Source organism: Streptomyces tubbatahanensis, from assembly GCF_022699385.1.
GTDB lineage: Bacteria > Actinomycetota > Actinomycetes > Streptomycetales > Streptomycetaceae > Streptomyces > Streptomyces diacarni.
Genome location: NZ_CP093846.1, coordinates 3,780,344 through 3,797,085 on the forward strand (window position 1 = coordinate 3,780,344; position 16,742 = coordinate 3,797,085).

Consider the following 16,742-nt stretch of genomic DNA (forward strand, 5'->3'; position numbering starts at 1 on the left):
GTGGCCGCCTTCCGATCCGACCGAGGAGCACATCTCCATGAACAGCACCCCGCAGACCCCCGACCCACGCCCCGCCTACGCCGCGGCCGCCGAGCAGCTGTTCCAGCTGATCTCGACCATCAAGCCCGACCAGCTGGACCACCCCACCCCCTGTGACGCGTACGACGTGCGCGCGCTGCTGGGACACGTCGTCTCCGGTGCGCGGCGGATCGCCCCCGTTCCGGAGGGCGGCAACGGCACCGGAAAGGACGTCCCCGAGTGGATCGACGAGGTGCCCACGGGACGCTGGGCGGAGCTCTACGACGAGGGCCGCGCCCGGATGAACGCCGCCTGGTCGGATGACGCCGTCATGGACGCGGTCGTGACCGTCCCCTGGGGCAGCATGCCGGGCCGCATCGCCATGGCCGGCTCGGTGATGGAGACCGTCACGCACACCTGGGACCTGGCCCGCGCACTCGGCCGGGACGACACGCTGGACGAGGGGCCGGCCCACTTCGCCCTGGCGGCCGCTCAGCGGGCGCTGCCGGCCGAGGGCCGCGAGGGAGCCCCGTTCGGCGAGGCGCGACAGGTGCCCGAGGACGCCGGCGTGTACGTACGCCTCGCGGCGTGGCTGGGCCGGGACCCGGAGTGGAAGACGGCGCCCGACGGGCACTGATTCCCCGGCTGCCAGGACGGCGGAGCGGACGCGGAGGGCGGGGAAGAGATGGTGCTCAACGGACTGGACGCACTGCGCGAGGCGGTGCACGCCCCTTCCGCTCCCTCCGGATCGACCCCGCAGCCCGCACGGCCTGGGTGGAGGCGGGCGTGCGGGCGGGCGGCCTGGTCGCGGAGGCGGCACGGTACGGGCTCGCGCCGGTCAACGGCTCGGCGCCGTCCACCTGTGGAGGACCGGGCGAGGGCGTGAGACCCGGGACGCGGGAGAGAGGTGACGGCCCGGAGGGAATTCGAGCGAAAATCCTCCCATCGCGTAACCGTACGAAAGGTGCCTCGTTGCACAGGATGCGCGGAGGCGACTGGAGCAGTAGGCGACGAGAGTGCGTGAAGTGGTGGTGGCCGGTTGAGGCGCAGCCCGCAGGGGCCCCTTGCCGGTAGTGCGGTACGTGGGAAGACATGAGCTGATCTCCGCTCCTGGTTCCTGGATACGGACACCTGCCGACCCCCAGGCGATCGGGGTCTTCCGGACATGTCCGCAACCAAGACCCGAGGGGGTCACCCATGTACTCCGATTCCGTCCTCCTGGAGTCGCGCAGCGCGCGCTCCGGGCTCGCACACAAGGTCGAAGCCCTCGACAAAGTGAAGGCCCTGGCGTTTTCCACAGGCAGTGCACAGGCCACCACCCGGGATGTGGCCAACTACTTCGAAGTGCCTCCGAAAACTGTGGAAAAACTCGCCGAGCGGCACCGCGAAGAGCTCACACACAACGGGATGACCGTGCTGCGGGGCTCTGACCTGGAAGAATTTGTGACCGACAAGTTGTCGGTCACAAAACTCGAAGGGCCGAGTTATCCACAGCGCGTGCGGAGCCTGACCGTCTTCGACCGCCGCGCCGTCCTCAACGTGGCGATGCTGCTGCGGGACAGCGTCATCGCTCAGCGGGTCCGCACCTACCTTCTCAACGCCGAGGAGAGCGCCCGTACCCACACCGTCCACCCCGGCGTCGAAGCCGTGCAGCGGGCGACGGAAGAGCTGCGTCAGACGGTCCGCACGCTGGCGGCCGGGTACGGCTCGCTCGACCGCCGGGTCACCCGCCTGGAGACCTCGGGGGCCGAGCTGGGCGCCGTCCTGCAGGAGCTGGGCCCGGTGATCGGGCGGATGTCCGCGCGGATCGACCGGGTGGACCACCGGCTGACGGAGACCGACCGGCGCACCGAGCGCACCGAGCAGGTGGTGTGCGCGATGCGTCAGCGCCTCGCCGACATGGGCGAGGAGATGCGCGAGATGCGCCAGGACCTGCGCTCGGTGATGCGGGCCGTCGACGCGAGGCCCGTACCGCCACAGCTGGTGCTGCCTCGGCAGATCTCGCCCCGTCCGCGCGGTGAAAGGTGACAGGCATGACAGGCGCAGCAGTGTGACAGGCACAGCGGCGTGACACGCACGGCGCCCCCGGCTCGCGGCCCGCAACCGCCGGGGGCGCCGTCCCATTGACACAGCGCCTCCGGACACACGGAGCCACCGGCCCGCCGCACTCGAAGCCGTACCGCTCGAACCCGTATCGCTCAAGGAGCTCACCCATGCGCACACGGAAACGCCGGACGGCTGGAGCCGCTGCCGCTGCCGCGGCCCTGGCGGCGACGACCCTGCTGTGTGCTCCGGCCTCGGGAGCGGCGCCCGGACAGACGGCGGAGGCGGTCGGGACACCGCCTCCGCCGCCGGCCCGCGGCAGGGCGCTCACCGCCGTCGCGAAGGTGTCCGCCGACCGTCTGGCACTGGCGGACGTGGTGGCCGCGGCGAAGTACGGCACGGGCGAGCCGATCAGCGATCCGGCGCGCGAGCGGGTGGTGCTCGACGACGTGGCGGAGCGGTCCGCGGCCCGCGGGGTGGACCGGCGCCTGGCCACGGCCGTCTTCCGCGATCAGATCGAGGCGAGCAAGGGCGTCCAGCGGGGACTGTTCGCCCGGTGGGACCTGTATCCGTCCGAACGCCCTGCCCGGCGGCCGGATCTGGCCGGGGAGGTGCGTCCGCGGCTCGACCGGATCACCGTCAGGCTGCTGGACGGTCTCGCCGCCGCAGAGCGGCCGCGGGGCGCGTCCTCGTGTACGCCGCGGCTCATGGCCGGCGCGGTCCACGAGGCGGGGGAGCGCCGTTTCGACGCGCTGCACACACAGGCTCTGCTGAGGGCGCTGCCCTCCGTCTGCGGGGCGTGAGGGGAGTCTCCTCGCTCAGGCGTTCGGGTCCGTGCGAGTCGGTTGTAGGATGAGTGCGCTTGTAGGGTGACTGGGCAACCGGGCGAGTCGCGGAACACTCTCGTGGAATTCCGGTCGCCCGGACCTCTCGATCGCGGAACCGACAGGAGTCAGGACATGGCGCTGCGTGCCGCCGGACGGCAGTCGCTCGTCGACACGGTCGTCGGTGAGCTGCGGGCGCAGCTCACCGCGGGTGAGTGGGCGGTGGGTGAGCGCATCCCGACGGAACACGCGCTGGCCGAGCAGCTCCAGGTCGGCCGCAACACCGTGCGGGAGGCCGTGCGCGTCCTGGTGCACTCCGGAATGCTGCGCTCGCGGCAGGGCGAGGGCACGTTCGTCGTGGCCACGGCCGACCCGGGCGAGATCGTCCGGGGGGTGCAGCGCGCCGACGTACGCGACGTGCTGGAGCTGCGCATCGCGCTGGAGGCCGAGGGCGCCCGGCTGGCCGCCCTGCGGCACCAGCCCTCCGACCTGGAGCGGATGCGGGCCTCGCTGGCCGCGCAGGCGGCGTTCCGTGACAGCCGGGGGCAGTCGGCGGACGGCCAGTACGAGCTGTACGCGGAGCACGACATCGAGTTCCACGTCGCCGTCGTCGACGCGGCGCACAACGCCGCGCTGAGCGCGACGTACGCCTGGTTCAGCAGCTCGGTGCGGGACGCGCTGGTCGCTTCGCTGCACGACCGGCACATGCCCCGCATCCACGAGACCGACCACCACGACCTCGTGGACGCCATCGCGACCGGCGATCCCGAGGTCGCGGAGCGGGCCGCGAGGGAGCTGCTCGCCAAGCCCAAGCAGGCCGTCGACACGCTCCTCGGCGCGGAGCGCGTGTCCGTTCCGGAGGGCGTGTCCGCTCCGGAGGGCGTGTCCGCTCCGGACAGCGTGTCCGCTCCGGAGTGAGTGTCCGCTCCCCCTCTGCGTGAGGGCACGCCTGGCGGCGTCCCCCCGCACGCCACCGTTCGTCAGAAAGGCACCACCGCATGTCCCCGTCCCCCAGGGAAGGACTCACACCCCCCGCGGAAGGGCTGACCACCGAGGAGCTCCTTTCGGCCGAACTGATCGACGCGGAGGAGGACCTGGCACCGGCGCCACCGGTGGCGGCGGCCCGCAGGCGGCTGCGCGCGCATCCGCTGCTGCTGTTCGTCGGTATCGTCCTGGCGTCCCTCAACATGCGCGCCGCGCTCGCGGGGGTCTCTCCCGTGCTGAGCGAGATCAGCGACGACTTCCACATGACCTCGACGGTCAGCAGCCTGGTCACCACCATTCCGCTGATCTTCATGGGCGTGGTCTCGCCGCTGGCGCCGAAACTGGCGCGGCGCTGGGGCACGGAGACGGTGCTCCTCGGTGCACTCGTGCTGCTCGCGGGCGGCATAGTGCTGCGGATCGCGCCTCCGGTGGTCGCGCTGTTCGCGGGGTGCGCGGTGGTCGGTTCGGGAATCGCGCTGCTGAACGTGCTGATGCCGGGTCTGATCAAGAGGGACTTCCCGGAGAAGGCCGCCGGCATGACGGCGCTGTACTCGACGGCGATGATCCTGGGCGCGACCGTCTCGGCCGCCGCCGCCGTTCCGCTGGAGCACGCGCTGGGCGGCTGGCGCGGTTCGCTGGTCTCCTGGGCGCTGCTCGCGGCGGTCGCGGCGTGCGCGTGGCTGCCGCAGGCCGTGCTCGCGCGGCGCGGTACCCACCACGGCGAGGCCGCGGCCGTGCCGGCGCAGTCGTCGGGTTCCGCCGGGCCGGCCCCGGACGGGCAGCAGGACGGGCCGAAGCTGACCCGCTCGCCGCTGGCCTGGCAGATCACCCTGTTCATGGGTTCCCAGTCGCTGATCGCCTACGTGACGATCGCCTGGCTGCCGACGATCTTCACCGACCACGGTATGAGCAAGGCGAGCGCGGGGCTGATCTTCGCGTTCAGCACGCTGGTGCAGATGGGCGGCTCTTTCGTGGTGCCGACGCTGGCGGGGCGGATGCGTCGGCAGCGTCTGCTGTGCGCCGTGGTGGCGCTGTTCATGGCGCTGGGCATCGCCGGTCTGCTGGTCGCGCCGGTGGGCGGCGCCTGGGTGTGGGCGACGCTGCTGGGGCTGGGTCAGGGCGGTGCGCTGGGTATCGCCCTGACGCTGATGGTGCTGCGCTCCGGTGACGCGCACACCGCCGCACGGCTGTCGGGCATGGCGCAGACGTGGGGCTATCTGCTGGCCGCCGCGGGTCCGCTCGTGCTCGGCGCGGTGCATCAGGTGACGGGCGGGTGGACGCTTCCGATCGTGCTGCTGCTGTGCGTCTGCGGGGCGCTCGTGCTGCTCGGTCTGGGCGCGGGCCGCGACCGCAGGATCGGTACCTCGGCGGGCTGAACGACCGGCCTGTCGGGAGAGCAGGCGGGTGGGAGCGGAAAGCACGCTCCCACCCGCCTTTTTCACCGTCCTGGTGCGCCAGATGCTCTCTTTCGGACACGTACTCGCCCAGCAGCGCCCTCGCTCACTCCTCCCCCGCCAGCGTCAGGGTGCGCAGCTTCTGTCCGGCGAAGAGGGTGCCGCCCACGGTGACCACGACGAGGAGCACCACCGCCGTCGGCAGTCCGACGGCGGAGCTGATGTCGGCTCCGCTGCCCGCGACCTTCTCGGCCAGCGCCAGCGCCCACTGCTGCACGCTGAGGGTCTTGGCGCCTCCCACGAGGGAGCCGATGAGCGCCTCCCAGATGAGCGCGTACGCCAGGCCGATCACGACGGCGTGCCTGCTGACCGTTCCCAGCAGCAGGAACAGTGCGCTGTAGGCGATCGAGGCGACCACGGCGGCGAGCGCGTAGGCGACGGCGATCTGCTGGCTGTTGCCGTTGAGGACGAAACCCGCGATCAGCACGGGGACGGCGGAGAACACCGCGGTCACGCCGGAGGCGACGAGGAACTTGGTGAGGATGACGGAGGGGCGCGGTACCGGCTTGGACAGCAGGTAGACGACCGAACCGTCGTCGATCTCGGGGCCGATGGCGCCGGTTCCGGCGATCACGCCGACCAGTGGCACCAGGGTGGCGAGGGCGAAGCCGCCCAGCAGTTGGCTGGCGACCGCGTCGTCCGCGCCGTTCATGGCGCGTACGGCGGCGGACACGACGAGCAGCAGGGCCGGCAGTACGCACAGGATGAGGGCGCGGCGGCGGCCCAGGAGCGCGCGGTAGGTGAGCCGCGCGACCGTCGGGTTGAACATCAGGTCAGCTCCTTTCCGCCGCTCAGGCCGCGACGAGGTACGAGAAGACGCTCTCCAGGGACTCGTCGGAGGGCGAGACGGTGTAGAGCCGGATTCCGTGCTCCTGTGCGACGCGCGGGAGCAGGGTGGTGAAGCGCGTGAAATCGACGGCCTGGATGCGCAACGCGTCCTCTGTCCTGTCCAGTTCGATGCCTGCCGTGGAGGCGTCCGCGATGAGCGCGGCGGCGAGCCGCCTGTCGTCGCTGGAGCGCACCACGTAGCGGTGCGGACGGTCGGTCATCAGACGGCGGATCTTGCGGAAGTCGCCGCTGGCCGCGTGCCGTCCGGCGACGATGACCTCGATGTGGGAGGCGAGTTGTTCGACCTCCTCCAGGATGTGCGAGGAGAACAGCACGGTGCGTCCCTCGTCGCCCATCCGGCGCAGCAGTTCCATCAGCTGCATGCGCTGGCGCGGGTCCATCCCGTTGAACGGTTCGTCCAGCAGCAGCACGGAGGGGTGGTGCACCAGGGCGGACGCCATCTTCACGCGCTGCCGCATGCCCTTGGAGTAGGTGGAGATGCGGCGGTCTTGCGCGTACTCCATCTCGACGGTGGCCAGCGCCTCGGCGGCGGCCGCACGCGGGTCGGGCAGGCCGTGGAGTTCGGCGTTGGCCAGGACGAACTCGCGCCCCGTAAGAAAGTCGTACATTCCCTCCCGTTCGGGCACCAGGCCGATGTGCCGGTAGGAGTCCTCGTTGCGCCAGATCGGTGCGGCCGCGGTGCGGCTGCCGTCCGGGCCCGGGGTGGGCTCCAGGGTGACGCTGCCGTTCGAGGGGGCGAGGAATCCGCCCATCATGTGGATGAGCGTGGACTTTCCCGCGCCGTTGGGGCCGAGCAGCCCGGTGACACCGGGGCCGATGTCCATGGTGATGTCGTTGACCGCGACGACGTTGCCGAACCAGCGGGAGACGCGGTCGATGTGGATCTCGGTCACAGTCCGGCCTTTCGGTAGCGGCGCTGCAGGAGGGCGTAGAAGCACACCAGGAGCGCGGCGAGGACGACGAGGTAGACGGCGCCCTGTGCGCCGGTGAGCTCCTGCCCGCCGGGGAACTGGGAGGTGCCGCCGAGGAACCTGCTTTGGATGCCGTCCAGCAGCGTGCCGGGCGAGGCGACACCGAGCCAGCCGACGGCCTCCCTGCTGTCGGAGGTCCAGGCGATCCCCTGGAGCGCGGTGACGAGGAAGAACGGCACGGTGACGGCGACGATGATCGCCGCGATGCCGAAGCCGCGGCGCGGGGTCAGGGCCGCGATCCAGGCGGCGATCGCGGCGTGCAGCAGCGCGAACAGCACACAGAAGACGAGGCCCTGGGCCGCCGCCCCGCTCTGGTCCGCGAAGCCGAGTTTCGCCAGCAGCGCTCCGGCGTACATGATCAGGACGGGTACGGCGGTGAAGACGAAGAGCGCCGCGGCCAGTGCCGCGAACTTGGCCGCCACGTAGTCACCGCGTTCCATCGGACGCGAGAAGTACAGCGGGGTCGTCTTGAACCGCAGGTCCAGGGAGAACGCCTGGGGCGCGGCGGCGGCCAGGTAGATGCCGATGAGCGGCTGCATCATCAGCACGTACTCGGAGTAGCCGACCGGCAGGTCGTCGCTCTTGGCCACGACACTGACGGCGACGACGATCGCGGCCGGCACGCTCACCGCGGCGAACAGCAGCATCGGCAGGACCTTCGACTTCGCCGAGCGTCCCAGCCCGTAGGCGCCGCGCAGCGTCTGGCTGAACAGCGCGCGCCGCGCGTAGGAGCGGCCGAGGCGGGGGCCCTCGTAACCGCGGTAGCCGATGTTGTGGATGACGTCCTGGCCGCGCCCCGGCCTGCTGCCGCCGCCCGCGGGGGCGGGGCCCGCGCTGCCGGGGGGTGCGGGGGCGTGGGCCTGTGCGGCGTGTGCGGGGGTGCGGTCAGGCGACATCGCCGGCGCTCCTTTCCGTGAAGACCTCGGAGATCTGGTGCCTGCGCTGTTCCATGCGGACCAGCCCGAGGCCGAGGTGGGCCGCGGTGTCCCGCACGGTGTCGTAGACCGACTCGTCGGCGAGGTCGAGGGTGACCAGGTGGCCCGCGCCGGGCGCCACGGCGTCGGCGGGACCCGGGTCGTGCGGGGCGCATCCCGCCTGCCGCAGGGCCTCGCGCAGCGCCGCGGTGCCGTCAGGGTGCGCGTCGGTGTCGGTGACCTCGACGGCGAGGACGGCGGTGCGCTGGGTGAAGTCGGCGGTGGTCGAGGAGCGCAGCAGCTTGCCGCCGTCGATGACGACGATGTGGTCGCTGGTGCGCTCCAACTCGCCCAGCAGGTGGGAGGTGACCAGCACGGAGATGCCGAAGTCGGTGTGGACGCGGCGGATGAGCCCGAGCATCTCGTCACGGCCGACGGGGTCGAGGCCGTTGGTGGGCTCGTCCAGGAGGACGAGGCGCGGGTCGTGGACGAGGGCCTGGGCGAGTTTGACCCGCTGCTTCATGCCCGTCGAGTACCCGCCCATGGGACGGTAGCGCTCCTCGTACAGGCCGACGTGGCGCAGCGTGTCCGCGGTGCGCTCGCGGGCCGCCGTCGTGGGCAGCCCCGACATCCGCGCCATGTGGACGACGAACTCGGTGGCGGACACGTCCGGTGGCAGGCAGTCGTGCTCGGGCATGTAGCCGACGCGCTCCCGGATCGCGCCGCCCTGGGTGGCCACGTCCATGCCGAGTACGGAGGCCGTGCCCTCCGTGGCGGGGGCCAGCCCGAGCAGAATCTTGATCAGGGTGGACTTTCCGGCCCCGTTGGCGCCGACCAGGCCGGTGACCCCCGGCTCGACGCCGACGGTCAGCCGGTCCAGTGCGGTCACCCTGGGGTACCGCTTGCTGAGGCTTTCGATCGCGATCACAGTCACCCTTCGACGGTACGAACGGCTCGTCGCGTCCGCGTCAGACGCGGTGTCGGTTTCCCGGCCGCCGCCCGTCCTTCTCAAGTGCGTGGGGCCGTACGCCTCAGGTCGGAGAGGCCCGTAGGGGGCCACTGCACCAAGGTCATGGTCCGGGCTCCGGGGGGCCGCGCGGGAAGTTATCCACAGGCTGGGAGGCGTCCTTGACCGCGCCATGGCCCGATGTCACATTCATTGGTGTCAACGAGGCCTCGCCGGTAGGGCCCGGCACGGACGGAAGGTTGGCGATGCACCCGGCAACGAGCGAATACACTGCGGCTGACCTGCGGAGATATCGGGAAGTGCAGCAATTGGCCTACGCCTGCGCGGAGTCGGTGGCCGCCCGGCTGAAGCCGGGGGTGACCGAGCGGGAAGCCGCGCGGATGCAGCGTGAGTGGCTGCGCGGACACGGGGTGCGCGACGGGTTCCACCTGCCTTTCGCCTGGTTCGGGGACCGCACCGCGTTCGCCGGCTTCGCCGTCCCCCTCCGGTTCCTCCCGACGGACCGCAGGCTGGAGCCCGGCATGCCCTTCATCCTCGACCTCGCCCCGGTCCGCGGCGGCCGAGCCGCCGAGGCCGGCTACTCCGGCTGCCTGGGCCCCCACCCCGTGCACGAGCGGCTGACGGCGGACCTGCGCGCGTACCGCGAGCTGATCCTCGCCCGGGTGCGCGAGCGCCGCCCGCTGCGGGAGGTCTCCGCGCACGTGGACCGGCTCATGCGCACCCAGGGCTACGCAGGACGGCACCGCGCCCACCCGTTCGGCGTGCGCGCGCACCGGGTCGGCCGCGCCCCGCACCGCCGCTGGTCTCGCGCGCTCCGCGGCCGCGGCACCGGCGCCCTCCAGGGGGCGGCCCGCGAGGTCTTACGCGGACACCGGGACGGCACGCCACCGCGGTGGAACCCGTCCCGCTCCGCCGACCACCCACCGCGGGCGGGGCTGTGGGCGGTCGAACCCCACCTGGGATTCCGGGGCACGGGCGCGAAGTTCGAGGAGCTTCTGGTGGTGACCGACTCCCGGGATCCGCAGGAGAGCGCGTTCTGGCTGGACGACGATCTGCCGCATGTGCGGCGCTGGCAGGAGGAGGCACAGGCGGTATGAACGGTGGGAATCGCAACCGGTGGGGCGGCGGGCGCACCCCTCGCCCCACGACTGCCCGGCAGCAGGGCGACCTGTTGGAGGGGGCGAGGGAACGCCGCGTGGCCACCGGAGGGATCGAGCTGTGCGTCGCCGAGTTGGGGGACGCACAACAGCCGACGGTGATGCTGATGCACGGCTACCCGGACAGCAAGGAGGTCTGGTCGAAGGTGGCCGGGCTCCTCGCGGACCGCTTTCACGTGGTGCTCTACGACGTGCGGGGCCACGGCCGCTCGACGGCGCCCGTGCCGCTGCGCGGCGGCTTCACGCTGGAGAAGCTCACCGACGACTTCCTCGCGGTCGCGGACGCCGTCAGCCCGGACGCTCCCGTCCACCTGGTGGGGCACGACTGGGGCTCGGTACAGGCCTGGGAGTTCGTCACAGTGCGCCGGACCGAGGGCAGGATCGCCTCCTTCACCTCGATCTCCGGCCCTTCGCTTGACCACTTCGGCCACTGGATCAAGCGGCGGATGGCCCGGCCCACCCCGCGCCGTGCCGCCCACCTGCTCGGCCAGAGCGCCAAGTCCTGGTACGTCTACGCGCTGCACACCCCTCTCCTCCCCGAGCTGGCCTGGCGGGGCCCGCTGGGCAAGCGCTGGCCGCGCCTTCTCGAGCTGACCGAGAAGGTGCCGGGGGACGGCTATCCCACCGCGTCCCTTCCGCAGGACGCGGCACACGGCGCCTGGCTGTACCGCGACAACGTGCGCACCCGGATGCGCCGCCCGCGCACCGACGCCTACGCCCACGTCCCGGTGCAGCTCATCACCCCGACCGGCGACGCCTTCCTCAGCGAGCACCTCTACGACGACCTGGACAGGTGGGCGCCGCGGCTCACCCGCCGCACCCTGCCCGCCAAACACTGGGTCCCGCGCACCCGGCCCGACCAACTCGCCGCCTGGATCAGCGGATTCGTCAACCGGAACGAGTCGCCTGTGCCCACCGCGCAGCCCTCGCCCGCGGGAGCGCACGCCGACCGGTTCGCGGGGCAGCTCGTCCTGGTCACCGGCGCGGGCAGCGGCATCGGAAGGGCGACGGCCTTCTCGTTCGCCGAGGCGGGCGCCCGCGTGGTCGCCGTGGACCGCGACGCGGACGGCGCGGCCCGCACCGCGGAGCTGGCCCGCCTGGCGGGAGCCCCCGAGGCGTGGGCCGAGGAAGTCGACGTCGCGGACGAGGAGGCGATGGAGAAGCTGGCCGCGAAGGTCGCCACCGCGTACGGCACCGTGGACGTGCTGGTCAACAACGCGGGCATCGGGGTGGCCGGCGCCTTCCTCGACACCACCACGCAGGAGTGGAAGCGGACGCTGGATGTGAACCTGTGGGGCGTCCTGCACGGCTGCCGGCTCTTCGGACGGCAGATGGCCGAGCGGGGCCAGGGCGGCCACATCGTCAACCTCGCCTCCGCCGCCGCCTACCAGCCCTCCCGCGCCCTGCCCGCGTACTGCACCTCCAAGGCGGCCGTGCTCATGCTCAGCGAGTGCCTGCGGGCCGAGCTGGCCGGGCAGGACATCGGCGTGACGGCCGTCTGCCCCGGCTTCGTCAACACCAACATCGCCCGCACCGCACGGTTCGCGGGGATGGACGAGAAAGAGCTGCGACGCTTCCGAAACCGCACCTCGCGGCTGTACGGGTTGCGGAACTACCCGCCGGAGAAGGTTGCCGAAGCCGTCCTGCGCGCGGTCGTCACCAACCGCGCCGTGGTGCCGGTGACGCCCGAGGCCCGGGGAATACGGCTGCTCTCCCGCCTCGCACCGCGCGCCCTGCGCGGCATAGCCCGCATCCAGCCCCCGGCATGACCCGCCAGCCCGCAGCAATGAAGGAGTGAGCGCGATGGCTCCGTCCCCCCACCCACCGGCACCGGCCCTGCCGGCCTCCGCGCAGCCGCCGCCTGCCGGCCCTGACACCCCGGCGGAGTACCGGATCGAGGATCTGGCGCACCGCAGTGGTGCCACGGTGCGCACGATCCGGGCCTACCAGGACAAGGGCCTGCTCCCCAAGCCGGAGCGGCGCGGGCGGGCCAACGTGTACGGCGAAGCGCACCTGGCGCGACTGCGGCAGATCGCCGACCTGCTGGAGCGCGGCTACACCCTCGCCTCGATAAAGGAGCTGCTCCAGGCCTGGGACGAGGGCCGGGGCCTCGGCGGGGTGCTGGGCCTGGTGGCCGAGGTGGACGGGCCGTGGACGAGCGAGGAGTCGGGCCACATCACGCGCACGGAGCTGGCGGAGTTGTTCGGCGGCGGCCAGGAGGAACCGGCGGTCGCGGCGTCGGCCGTCGACGAGGCGGCTGTCGCGGCGTCGGCCGTCGACGAGGCGGCTGTCGAGGAGGCGGTGGCGCTCGGAGTGCTGGAGCCGCTGCCCGGCGGGGAGGAGGGTTTCCGGGTCCCGAGCCCACGGGAGCTGGCGGTGGCGGCGGAGCTGCACAAGGCGGGGGTGCCGCTGCCTGCCATCACCGGGCAGCTGCGGGAGCTGAGAGGTCAGGTCGAGCACATAGCCGCCCGCTTCCTGGACTTCACCGAGGAGCACGTCTTCGTCCGCTACGCCGGTGTGCGCCTCTGCGAGGCGGACGCCTCGGAGGCTGCCGCACTGGTACGCAGGCTGCGGCCGCTGGCGCAGCAGACCATGGAGGCGGAGCTGGCACGGGCCATGCAGAAGCTGGCAGCCCGCAACCTGCGCGCCCACCTGCGCTCGGCGGCCGCGGGTGCGAGCGCAGGTGCGAGCGCCGCCGAGAGAGAGGAAGGGGCCGGCACGGTCATGGCTGCGGAAGAGCCCGTTCCCCTCTCGCCGGCGCCCTCCCCCCAGGGCTCATCCCCACGGGGCTCCCCGTTGCTCGGTGCCCCGCAGGGAGGTGCGGCGGCACCGCCTACGGAGCCGGTCTCACTGCCCGCGGAGGCGGTCTCACTGCCCGCGGCAGCGGTGGCGGCGGTGCGGGAGCTGGTCGGCGAGGCCCGGGTCCCGGAGTTCATCGCGGCGGCGGCGGAACGGGAGGTGAGAGCCCGGCGGATGGACGCCATGGCGGCCGAGGCGCAGTAGAGGCGCGGGGCGGTGAAGACGCGGGGCGGTGAAGACGCGGAGCGGTGAAGGCGCGGGCCTCACGCGTGCATGCGGGCGCCCACGTCCTCCACACAGTCCCGCAGGGCGGGCAGATGCGAGCGCAGCTCCTCCGTACTGGTGAGGACCACGGTCGCCCCCAGGGAGACGGCGAGCGAGGGGGTTCCCGAGGCACGGGGGACGGTGATGGCGACGGAGCGGACGCCGATCTCATTCTCCTCGTCCACCTCGGCCCAGCCCTGGTCGCGCACCCGGTGGAGTTCCTCGCGCAGCAGCCCGGGGTCGTTACGGGTTCGGGGGGTGACGGACGCGAGGGGGGCGGCGAGCAGCTCCTCGCGGCGCGCCTCCGGCAGGGCCGCCACCAGCGCCTTGCCGAGGGAGGTGGCGTGCCACGGATTGCGGGTGCCCTCGGCGCTGCGCAGCTGGAGGTGCTGGGTGCCCTGCGCGGTCAGGACGAGCAGGACGTCCGAGCCCTGGAGGACCCCGGCGATGGCGGGCAGGCCGGTGCGTGAGGCGAGCCGTTGGAGGGGGGCCGCGGCGACGGAGTAGCCGGCGGGTGAGCGCTGGAAGCCGCGGGACAGTTCCAGGACGCGAGGCCCGAGGGCGTAGCGGCGGGCGTCCTCGTCGTAGGAGACGAAGCGTTCGGCTGCCAGTCGGCCCAGCAGGCGGTGGGCGCTGCTGACCGGGAGTCCGGCGGCGCGTGCGGCGGCGCTGACGCCGAGCCCGGCGGGGTGGTCGGCGAGGACGGTCAGCAGTCGCAGCCCGCGGCTGAGCATGTCGTCCGACGGCGCGCTCGCGCTCATGACCCAGGCCTCCCGGCGCTCAGGATGTCCCTCACGACGCCACCCTTGCGGCGACGCTCACGATGCCGACCTCCCGACGCTCACGAGGCGGCCCCTCCCGTGGAAACGGTGCCCTCTCCCCGGTGGGCGCCGCCGGCGGGAGAACCTCCGGCGGGGGTGCCTCCAGCGGGGGAGCTCTCGGTCGGGCCGCCCTCCGGTGCGGTGCGGTCTGCGCTCACCGTACCGGTGGCGTGGCTCGCGCCGGGCCCCGGCCGGGGTTCGCGTACCAGTGCCATGAGCGCGGCGGACAGCAGGGCGCAGACCGCCATCAGGGCGAAGGCTCCGGCGTCGCCGAGCGGGGTGCCGCGGACCCAGCCGACGAGGTAGGTGCCGGCGAAGGAGCCCAGCGCGCCGAGGGAGTTGACGAAGGCGACGGCCGCCCCGGAGATCCCGGGCGGGGCGAGGGCGGAGACCAGCGCGAAGTAGGGGCCGTAGGGCGCGTACATGCACAGTCCGGCCACGACCAGCAGGGCGAAGGAGAGGGGAAAGGAGGAGTGTGCGGCGTACGAGGCGAAGAGGGCGAGTCCGCCGGCGGCCAGCCAGGGCCACACGGCTGCGGTGCGCCGGCCGCTGCGGTCGGAGAGCCGGGAGTTGAGCAGCATCGCCGCGGCGGCGAAGGCGTAGGGCACGGCGGTCAGCAGTCCGGTGGCGCCGATGCCCTCGCCGGAGCCCTTCTTGACGATGGCGGGCAGCCAGAAGACGAACCCGTACATGCCGAACGACCAGGTGAAGTACTGGAGGGCCATGATCTGGACGGGCCGGGAGCGCAGTACGCGTCCGTAGTCGGTGCGCAGCGAGCCGCTGGGGGGTGAGGCGGCGAGCGCAGCGGTCCGTTCGGCGGCCAGGTCCTCGCGCAGGGCCCGGCCCTCGTCGGCGCCGAGCCAGCGGGCGTCCTGGGGCCGGTCCTTGATCAGCCACAGGCAGCACAGTCCCCACAGGATGGAGGGCACGCCCTCGGCGACGAACATGACGCGCCAGTCGGAGACGGCGATCAGCCAGCCGGAGAGGGCGGAGAGCCACATCATGGTGATCGGGTTGCCGAGGATGAGCAGGGTGTTGGCGCGTCCGCGCTCGCGCTGCGTGAACCACCGGCCGAGCAGCATCACCATCGACGGCAGTACGGCGCCCTCGACGACGCCGAGGGCGAACCGGACGGCGATGAGCTGTCCTGGGCTGCTGAGCAGGCCCTGGACGACGGCGAGTGCGCCCCACGCCACGGTGGACCAGGCGACGAGTCGGCGGGCGCTGCGCTGCTCGGCGTAGATGGTGCCGGGGATCTGGAAGAAGAAGTAGCCGAGGAAGAAGGAGGCGGCGATCAGGGAGTCGGCGGCGGCGGAGAGGTGGAGTTCCTCGGCCATGCCGCCGGCGGAGGCGATCGCGTAGTTCGACTTGTCCAGATAGGCGAGCGAGTAGGTGAGGAACGCGACGGGGATGAGGTGCCGGGCCCGCGTCGAGCTCCAGAAGCCGGATGACGTCACTGTCGCCCAACCCCTTCTTTTTCCGTGAGATGGAAAGTGTTTCACTAGGCGGGAAGACGTTACGAGCGCACGTGGCGCCGGTCAATGGGTCGTGACCGGTGCGACACGCACCGCCCCAGTCCCCTCGTGAAGGGAGCACCATGAGTCCGACCGACGCACCGGCCGATGTCACCGCTGACGCCCATGACACCGGTATCGCCGATGTCCTCGTCCCCTACAGCGGTCTCGCCGAGCGGCACGGTCCGTGGCCGGCGGGCGTGACCGTCCACGTGTGGGACGGGGCGAGCCCCGGTTCCGTCCCCGATCAGGGGGTGCTCGACGCGGTCGGCTTCTGGGTGATGCCCTACGCCGTACCGGACGCGGACCGCCTCCTGGCGCGGCTGCCTCACCTGCGTGCCGTGCAGTCGCTCAGCGCGGGCGTGGAGAAGCTCCAGCCGCTGCTGCCGCCGGGCGTCGCTCTCCACAACGGCCGCGGCCTGCACGACGCGTCGACGGCGGAGCACGCGCTGGGCCTGATCCTCGCCGCCCAGCGCGAGCTGCCCCGCTGGGCGGCCGACCAGTCGGCCGGCCGCTGGGAGCCGCACTTCACCAGGTCACTGGCGGACAGCCGCGTCGCGCTCGTCGGTTACGGCTCCATCGGCAGGGCGCTGGAGGCCAGGCTGGTGGCCTGCGAGGCGGAGGTGATCAGGGTGGCCAGCAGGGCCAGGCCCGACGAGCGGGTCCACGGGGTGGACGAGCTGCGGGACCTGCTGCCACGGGTGGACGTCCTCGTCCTGGTCCTCCCCGAGACACCGGCGACGCGGGGCCTGCTCTCCACCGCGGAGCTGGCGGCTCTTCCGGACGGCGCCCTCGTGGTGAACGTGGGGCGCGGCCGGACGCTGGACACCGACGCGCTCCTCGCCGAGACGCGCGCGGGGCGGCTGCGCGCCGCGCTGGATGTGACGGATCCGGAACCGCTGCCCGCCGAGCACCCGTTGCGGCAGGCGCCTGGTGTGCTGGTCACGCCGCACGTCGCGGGCGGTTCCGCCAGCTTCCGGCCGCGTGCCGAGCGGCTGATCGCAGAGCAGATACGGCGCTGGGGAGCGGGCGACGAGTTGCTCAACCCGGTACCGCAGCCGAGGACGGAGACCGGAGAAGAGGCGGGGCCGGCTCCTGGGGCGTGACGGGGGGGGGCGGGGGCGGCCACGCAACCACGGACAGGGCCGGGGCAAGGGGTTCCG

Annotated in this window: 15 protein-coding genes; 9 read left to right on the top strand and 6 right to left on the bottom strand. The window is 72.6% G+C overall.

Features of this window, described 5'->3' with window-relative positions; genetic code table 11:
- Nucleotides 1-37: 37 nt before the first annotated feature.
- The 5 genes from MMF93_RS16155 to MMF93_RS16175 all read left to right on the top strand — a co-directional run bounded on the left by MMF93_RS16155 (nt 38) and on the right by MMF93_RS16175 (nt 5,245).
- On the top strand, nt 38-655 hold the full coding sequence (locus tag MMF93_RS16155) for a TIGR03086 family metal-binding protein (RefSeq protein WP_242752117.1): 618 nt from the start codon (nt 38-40) through the stop codon (nt 653-655).
- Between the two features lie 560 nt (nt 656-1,215).
- Nucleotides 1,216-2,046: a hypothetical protein gene (locus MMF93_RS16160; RefSeq protein WP_242752119.1), complete on the top strand. Its 831-nt coding sequence runs from the start codon at nt 1,216-1,218 to the stop codon at nt 2,044-2,046.
- Between the two features lie 185 nt (nt 2,047-2,231).
- Complete coding sequence (locus tag MMF93_RS16165) at nt 2,232-2,864, top strand: chorismate mutase (protein ID WP_242752121.1); 633 nt, start codon at nt 2,232-2,234, stop codon at nt 2,862-2,864.
- Between the two features lie 156 nt (nt 2,865-3,020).
- On the top strand, nt 3,021-3,803 hold the full coding sequence (locus tag MMF93_RS16170) for a FadR/GntR family transcriptional regulator (RefSeq protein ID WP_242752123.1): 783 nt from the start codon (nt 3,021-3,023) through the stop codon (nt 3,801-3,803).
- Between the two features lie 80 nt (nt 3,804-3,883).
- Nucleotides 3,884-5,245: a CynX/NimT family MFS transporter gene (locus MMF93_RS16175; RefSeq protein WP_242752125.1), complete on the top strand. Its 1,362-nt coding sequence runs from the start codon at nt 3,884-3,886 to the stop codon at nt 5,243-5,245.
- A gap of 124 nt (nt 5,246-5,369) precedes the next feature.
- Here the strand turns inward: MMF93_RS16175 and MMF93_RS16180 are convergent, their stop codons facing one another.
- Genes MMF93_RS16180 through MMF93_RS16195 form a run of 4 tightly spaced genes read right to left on the bottom strand, consistent with a single transcriptional unit; the run spans nt 5,370 to nt 8,985 of the window.
- Nucleotides 5,370-6,092, bottom strand: a complete 723-nt coding sequence (locus tag MMF93_RS16180) for an ABC transporter permease (RefSeq protein ID WP_242752127.1) — start codon at nt 6,090-6,092, stop codon at nt 5,370-5,372.
- Between the two features lie 22 nt (nt 6,093-6,114).
- Complete coding sequence (locus tag MMF93_RS16185; RefSeq protein ID WP_242752129.1) at nt 6,115-7,065, bottom strand: ABC transporter ATP-binding protein; 951 nt, start codon at nt 7,063-7,065, stop codon at nt 6,115-6,117.
- Entirely contained in the window at nt 7,062-8,039 is a 978-nt protein-coding gene (locus MMF93_RS16190; protein WP_242752131.1) for an ABC transporter permease subunit, read from the bottom strand. Before MMF93_RS16190 ends, MMF93_RS16185 begins: the two co-directional genes overlap by 4 nt.
- Nucleotides 8,029-8,985 carry an ABC transporter ATP-binding protein gene (locus MMF93_RS16195; RefSeq protein ID WP_423835611.1) on the bottom strand — a complete coding sequence of 319 codons (957 nt, stop codon included), beginning with the start codon at nt 8,983-8,985 and terminating at the stop codon, nt 8,029-8,031. The genes MMF93_RS16190 and MMF93_RS16195 overlap by 11 nt, the downstream gene beginning before the upstream one ends.
- A 284-nt stretch (nt 8,986-9,269) precedes the next feature.
- Between MMF93_RS16195 and MMF93_RS16200 the strand changes: the two genes are divergently transcribed.
- The 3 genes from MMF93_RS16200 to MMF93_RS16210 are packed head-to-tail and all read left to right on the top strand — an operon-like array spanning nt 9,270 to nt 13,184.
- Nucleotides 9,270-10,121 (top strand): M24 family metallopeptidase, encoded by an 852-nt coding sequence (locus tag MMF93_RS16200; RefSeq protein WP_242752135.1) that lies wholly within the window; start codon nt 9,270-9,272, stop codon nt 10,119-10,121.
- Nucleotides 10,118-11,950 (top strand): SDR family oxidoreductase, encoded by a 1,833-nt coding sequence (locus tag MMF93_RS16205; RefSeq protein WP_242752137.1) that lies wholly within the window; start codon nt 10,118-10,120, stop codon nt 11,948-11,950. The genes MMF93_RS16200 and MMF93_RS16205 overlap by 4 nt, the downstream gene beginning before the upstream one ends.
- Before the next feature lie 34 nt (nt 11,951-11,984).
- Nucleotides 11,985-13,184, top strand: a complete 1,200-nt coding sequence (locus tag MMF93_RS16210; protein WP_242752146.1) for a MerR family transcriptional regulator — start codon at nt 11,985-11,987, stop codon at nt 13,182-13,184.
- Nucleotides 13,185-13,243: 59 nt separating this feature from the next.
- Here MMF93_RS16210 and MMF93_RS16215 read toward each other — a convergent pair whose 3' ends face one another.
- Together MMF93_RS16215 and MMF93_RS16220 are read right to left on the bottom strand one after the other, a co-directional pair.
- The gene (locus tag MMF93_RS16215) at nt 13,244-14,005 is read right to left on the bottom strand and encodes an IclR family transcriptional regulator (RefSeq protein WP_242752148.1); all 762 of its coding nucleotides are present in this window, start codon (nt 14,003-14,005) and stop codon (nt 13,244-13,246) included.
- Nucleotides 14,006-14,085: 80 nt separating this feature from the next.
- The gene (locus MMF93_RS16220; protein ID WP_242752150.1) at nt 14,086-15,522 is read right to left on the bottom strand and encodes an MFS transporter; all 1,437 of its coding nucleotides are present in this window, start codon (nt 15,520-15,522) and stop codon (nt 14,086-14,088) included.
- Between the two features lie 140 nt (nt 15,523-15,662).
- Between MMF93_RS16220 and MMF93_RS16225 the strand changes: the two genes are divergently transcribed.
- Nucleotides 15,663-16,685, top strand: a complete 1,023-nt coding sequence (locus MMF93_RS16225) for a 2-hydroxyacid dehydrogenase (protein WP_242752152.1) — start codon at nt 15,663-15,665, stop codon at nt 16,683-16,685.
- Nucleotides 16,686-16,742 lie beyond the last annotated feature (57 nt).